Source organism: Pseudomonas sp. P4_C3 (assembly GCF_056402075.1).
Map to the genome: position 1 here is coordinate 1 of NZ_JBFUIC010000283.1, position 5,269 is coordinate 5,269.

The window sequence follows — 5,269 nt, forward strand, 5'->3', positions numbered from 1 at the left end:
GGCTCGCTGGAGTACACCGCGCAACTGGCCCGCGATTATGTGGCCCGTGCGATCAAGTGCCTCGAAACGCTGCCTGCCAGCGAATACCGCGATGCACTGGTTGAACTGAGTGAGTTCGCGGTCGCGCGTACGCACTAAGGGATATCTGTAGGAGCGAGCTTGCTCGCGAAGAACTCAATGACACCGCATTCATTCAGGATGCACGCGTTATCGTTGACGACCTTCGCGAGCARGCTCGCTCCTACAGATATCCCTTAGTGCGTACGCGCGACCGCGAACTCACTCAGTTCAACCAGTGCATCGCGGTATTCGCTGGCAGGCAGCGTTTCGAGGCACTTGATCGCACGGGCCACATAATCGCGGGCCAGTTGCGCGGTGTACTCCAGCGAGCCCGAGGCTTCCACGGCTTCACGGATGCTTTCCAGATCTTCGATTCCGCCTTTCTGGATCGCCTTGCGCACCAGGGCGGCTTGCTCCGGTGTGCCTTCACGCATGGTGTAGATCAGCGGCAGGGTCGGCTTGCCTTCGGCCAGATCGTCACCGACGTTCTTGCCCAGGGTTTCTGCGTCGCCTTTGTAGTCCAGCAGGTCGTCGACCAGTTGGAAGGCCACCCCCAGGTGATCCCCGAATGTACGCAGGGCTTCGGCCTGTTCCGGCGTGGCTTCGCACAGGGCGGCAGCACTGTGGGTCGAGGCTTCGAAGAGCATCGCGGTCTTGCCGCGGATGACTTCCATGTAGGTTTCTTCGGTGGTGCTGGCGTCACGAACCTTCGATAGCTGCAACACTTCGCCTTCAGCGATGATGCGCGTGGCCTGCGAAAGGATCTTCATCACCGGCATCGAGCCCAGTTCGACCATCATTTCGAACGAGCGCGAATACAGGAAGTCACCGACCAGCACGCTTGGCGCGTTGCCCCACATGGCGTTGGCGGTCGAGCGGCCACGGCGCATGCCGGACATGTCGACCACGTCGTCATGCAGCAGGGTAGCGGTGTGCAGGAATTCGATGGTGGCGGCCAGCAGGCGCAGCTCGTCACCTTCACGGCCCAGGGCCTTGCCGCACAGCAACACCAATAAAGGACGCAGGCGTTTACCGCCGGCCGAGGTAATGTAATCGCCGATTTTCGAGACCAGCGGCACGCGCGAAGTCAGCTGCTTCTTGATGATGCCGTCGACGGCGCTAAAATCGTCCGCCACCGCGCGGTAGAAAGCTTGGGGTTGCATCAGCGACAGTCGCTCCAGAAGGGTTGCGCGGCATGCTAGGACCCGCGTCCGGGCCTGTCAAGGCGCGATGGACTGCCCCTTGCAAGGCGCTCGTGGCTTGCGTACAATCGCGCACCCTGAACTTCCTGGGCAGCACCTGCCTTACGCAATTGCAAGCGGGCCTCCAGCCCCATGCAGCCATGCCAGCCAATACCTCTTCTTATAAAGAGCTGGGTGAGCAGGATTATCGGAGAAATACCATGTCTTATGCAGTAATCGTTACTGGCGGCAAGCAGTACAAAGTCGCCCCAGGTGAATACCTGAAGATCGAAAAACTGGAAATCGCTACCGGCGAATCCGTTACCTTTGATCGCGTTCTGTTGGTTGCCAACGGTGACGACGTGAATATCGGCGCTCCAGTTGTTGCTGGCGCTACCGTTGTGGCTGAAGTGATCTCCCAAGGTCGTCACGATAAAGTCCGCATCATCAAGTTCCGTCGTCGTAAGCACCACATGAAGCGTATGGGCCACCGCCAGTGGTACACCGAGATCAAAATCACCGGTATTCAGGCTTAATTTCAGCCTAATTCCTCACTAGGAGAATTGAACTCATGGCACACAAAAAAGCTGGTGGTAGTACCCGTAACGGTCGCGACTCAGAAGCCAAACGCCTTGGCGTGAAGATGTATGGCGGCCAGGCTATCAAAGCAGGCAACATCATCGTGCGTCAGCGCGGCACCCAATTCCACGCTGGCTACGGCGTTGGCATGGGTAAGGATCACACCCTCTTCGCTAAAGTCGAAGGCGTGATCAAGTTCGAAGTAAAAGGCGCCTTCGGTCGTCGTTACGTGAGCGTAGTCGCGGCTTAATTGCGCGATCGCTGGAAAAGCCCTGTCTCGCGACGGGGCTTTTTCGTTTGTGGGGTGAGTCTCTTGCAAAGCTGTTTGTATGGGCTGTTGGCGTACGATGTAGGTGTCGTGGTTTGGGGTCGCTGCGCTCATTTTTGCAAGAGTCTTATGTCTTGATTGTTTTTCGGCTCGTCCGTATGGCGAGAGGCGTTTGTTATGAAGTTTGTTGATGAAGTATCGATTCGCGTAAAGGCTGGTGATGGCGGCAATGGCGCMATGAGTTTCCGTCGGGAAAAATTTATCGAGAACGGTGGTCCGAACGGCGGTGATGGCGGTGACGGCGGTTCCATCTACATGATGGCCGACGAAAACCTCAACACCCTGGTGGACTACCGTTACACCCGGCACTTCGATGCCGAGCGTGGCTCCAACGGCGGCAGCACCGACTGCACCGGCAAGAAGGGTGAAGACCTGATCCTGCGCGTTCCGGTCGGCACCACGGTGATCGACTCCGCGACTCAGGAGGTCATCGGTGACCTGACCAAGGCTGGTCAGAAATTGATGGTGGTGCAGGGCGGCTGGCACGGTCTGGGCAACACCCGTTTCAAATCCAGTACCAACCGTGCGCCGCGCCAGACTACTCCGGGCAAGCCGGGTGAGCAGCGCGACCTGAAGCTGGAAATGAAGGTACTGGCTGACGTAGGTCTGCTGGGCTTGCCGAACGCCGGTAAAAGTACTTTTATCCGTTCGGTTTCGGCTGCCAAGCCGAAAGTTGCCGACTACCCGTTCACCACGCTGGTGCCGAACCTGGGTGTGGTCAGCGTCGATCGCTGGAAGAGCTTCGTCATTGCCGATATTCCGGGTTTGATCGAAGGTGCTTCCGAAGGTGCTGGTCTGGGTATTCGCTTCCTCAAGCACTTGGCGCGTACGCGCCTGCTGCTGCACCTCGTGGACATGGCGCCGCTGGATGACGCCAGCGCACCGGATGCCGCTGAAGTGATCGTCAACGAGCTGATCAAGTTCAGCCCGTCCCTGGCGGAGCGTGATCGCTGGCTGGTCCTGAACAAGTGCGACCAGATCCTTGATGAGGAGCACGATGCTCGCGTCAAGGAAATCGTTGATCGCCTGGAATGGACTGGTCCGGTCTACGTGATCTCGGCCATCTCCAAGCTCGGTACCGAGCGTCTGTGCCACGACATCATGCGTTACATGGAAGATCGTGCTGATCGCCTGGCCAATGACCCGGCTTACAAGGAAGAGCTGGCCGATCTCGATCAGCGCATCGAAGACGAAGCTCGCGCGCAACTGCAGGCGCTGGATGACAAGCGTGCCCTGCGTCGCAGCGGCGTGAAGTCGGTCCACGACATCGGTGACGATGATTGGGACGAAGAAGATGTGGATGACGAAGACGGTCCGGAAATCATTTACGTGCGTGACTGATTCGTTGCGATAAACTTAAGCGCCGCTCAATCGAGCGGCGTTTTGGTATCTGGAAATCGATTGTTGGTCACGAATAACCACGAATAACCACGAATAACGTCACGGGCAGTGCTAGGTCGCGCTGTCCTCAAGCTAAGGTTGAAGATGATGCGGAGCAAGGTGACAGGTGCGCAGCGTTGGGTCGTGAAGATCGGCAGCGCTTTGCTGACGGCGGACGGCAAAGGCCTGGATCGCGCGGCAATGGGTGTCTGGGTTGAGCAGATGGTGGCCTTGCATGAGGCGGGTGTCGAGCTGGTGCTGGTGTCCTCCGGGGCGGTGGCGGCCGGTATGAGCCGTCTGGGCTGGACCTCGCGACCCAGTGCGATGCACGAGCTCCAGGCCGCTGCTGCAATCGGTCAGATGGGGTTGGTGCAGGCCTGGGAATCGAGCTTTGCCGAGCATGGCCGGCATACCGCGCAGATTCTCCTGACCCATGACGACCTGTCCGACCGCAAGCGCTACCTGAATGCCCGCAGTACCTTGCGTGCACTGGTCGAGCTGAAAGTCATTCCGGTGATCAACGAGAACGACACTGTGGTCACCGACGAAATTCGTTTTGGCGACAACGACACCCTGGCAGCGCTGGTGGCGAACCTGGTCGAGGCGGATTTGCTGGTGATTCTGACGGATCGCGACGGCATGTTCGACGCTGATCCGCGCAACAATCCGGATGYCCAGCTGATTTACGAAGCGCGTGCCGATGATCCGGCGCTCGACGCGGTGGCGGGCGGCACCGGTGGTGCGCTGGGGCGTGGTGGCATGCAGACCAAATTGCGTGCTGCGCGTCTGGCGGCCCGTTCCGGTGCTCACACCATCATCGTTGGTGGGCGCATCGAGCGCGTGCTGGATCGCCTCAAGGCGGGCGAGCGCATCGGCACTTTGCTCTCGCCGGAGCGCGGCATGCTGGCGGCACGCAAGCAGTGGCTGGCCGGTCACCTGCAAACCCGTGGCACCCTGGTGCTGGATGCGGGTGCGGTGATTGCGTTGTCCCAGGGCAACAAGAGCTTGCTGCCGGTTGGGGTCAAATTGGTGCAGGGCAGCTTCCGTCGCGGTGAGATGGTGGTCTGCGTGGCGCCGGACGGTCGCGAGATCGCTCGTGGCCTGGCCAACTACAGTGCGCTGGAAGCACAAAAAATCATTGGTCAGTCGTCTGAGGCGATTGTCGGTCTGTTGGGTTACATGGCGGAGCCGGAACTGGTTCACCGCGATAACCTGATTCTGGTCTGAAGGAATACCTGAATGCGCGTGGCAAAAGGATTGTTGGGGTTGCTGTTGGCGATGCCCCTGCTGGCTTCGGCCGAAGAGATCGGTCAGGTGTCGACGGTGTTCAAGTTTGTCGGGCCGAATGACCGGATCGTGGTCGAGGCCTTTGATGACCCCAAGGTCGATGGTGTGACCTGCTACCTGTCGCGGGCCAAGACTGGCGGCGTGAAGGGTGGTCTGGGGTTGGCCGAGGATCGTGCCGAGGCATCTATCGCCTGTCGTCAGGTTGGGCCAATCAGCTTCAAGGGCGAACTCAAGGATGGCGACGAGGTGTTCAAGGAGCGCACGTCCCTGGTGTTCAAGACCATGCAGGTGGTGCGCTTTCTCGACAAGAAGCGCAATACGCTGGTGTATCTGGTCTACAGCGATCGCTTGATCGAGGGCAGTCCGCAGAATGCGGTGACGGCGATTCCGATTTTGCCGTGGGCGCATCAATAACTTTGAAGTAGATCCCTGTGGGAGCGAGCTTGCTCGCGAT

General features: G+C 59.1%; 6 protein-coding genes and 1 pseudogene. 6 read left to right on the plus strand and 1 reads right to left on the minus strand.

Features of this window, described 5'->3' with window-relative positions:
* Window positions 1-138, plus strand: a pseudogene (locus AC1DVH_RS25670) (polyprenyl synthetase family protein); the annotation flags it as partial.
* 116 nt (window positions 139-254) lie between these two features.
* Here the strand turns inward: AC1DVH_RS25670 and AC1DVH_RS25675 are convergent.
* The gene (locus AC1DVH_RS25675; RefSeq protein ID WP_414875874.1) at window positions 255-1,223 is read right to left on the minus strand and encodes a polyprenyl synthetase family protein; all 969 of its coding nucleotides are present in this window, start codon (window positions 1,221-1,223) and stop codon (window positions 255-257) included.
* A 239-nt stretch (window positions 1,224-1,462) separates the two neighbouring features.
* On the opposite strand from AC1DVH_RS25675, the gene rplU reads away from it, so the two are divergent.
* The 5 genes from rplU (at window position 1,463) to AC1DVH_RS25700 (ending at window position 5,229) form a co-directional block, all read left to right on the plus strand.
* Complete coding sequence (gene rplU / locus AC1DVH_RS25680) at window positions 1,463-1,777, plus strand: 50S ribosomal protein L21 (protein ID WP_003176051.1); 315 nt, start codon at window positions 1,463-1,465, stop codon at window positions 1,775-1,777.
* A gap of 35 nt (window positions 1,778-1,812) precedes the next feature.
* The gene (gene rpmA, locus AC1DVH_RS25685) at window positions 1,813-2,070 is read left to right on the plus strand and encodes a 50S ribosomal protein L27 (RefSeq protein WP_003281574.1); all 258 of its coding nucleotides are present in this window, start codon (window positions 1,813-1,815) and stop codon (window positions 2,068-2,070) included.
* Between the two features lie 195 nt (window positions 2,071-2,265).
* Window positions 2,266-3,489, plus strand: coding sequence for an Obg family GTPase CgtA (gene cgtA, locus AC1DVH_RS25690; protein ID WP_008052064.1), 1,224 nt, complete (start codon window positions 2,266-2,268; stop codon window positions 3,487-3,489).
* 147 nt (window positions 3,490-3,636) lie between these two features.
* Window positions 3,637-4,755, plus strand: coding sequence for a glutamate 5-kinase (gene proB / locus AC1DVH_RS25695; protein ID WP_477756167.1), 1,119 nt, complete (start codon window positions 3,637-3,639; stop codon window positions 4,753-4,755).
* Window positions 4,756-4,767: 12 nt separating this feature from the next.
* Window positions 4,768-5,229 carry a CreA family protein gene (locus AC1DVH_RS25700; RefSeq protein WP_477756166.1) on the plus strand — a complete coding sequence of 154 codons (462 nt, stop codon included), beginning with the start codon at window positions 4,768-4,770 and terminating at the stop codon, window positions 5,227-5,229.
* Window positions 5,230-5,269 lie beyond the last annotated feature (40 nt).

Excerpts from the sequence above, each read along its gene's own strand:
- rpmA (WP_003281574.1), top strand. The coding sequence starts at position 1,813 with ATGGCACACAAAAAAGCTGGTGGTAGTACCCGTAACGGTCGCGACTCA.
- AC1DVH_RS25675 (WP_414875874.1), bottom strand. The coding sequence starts at position 1,223 with ATGCAACCCCAAGCTTTCTACCGCGCGGTGGCGGACGATTTTAGCGCC.
- rplU (WP_003176051.1), top strand. The coding sequence starts at position 1,463 with ATGTCTTATGCAGTAATCGTTACTGGCGGCAAGCAGTACAAAGTCGCC.
- AC1DVH_RS25700 (WP_477756166.1), top strand. The coding sequence starts at position 4,768 with ATGCGCGTGGCAAAAGGATTGTTGGGGTTGCTGTTGGCGATGCCCCTG.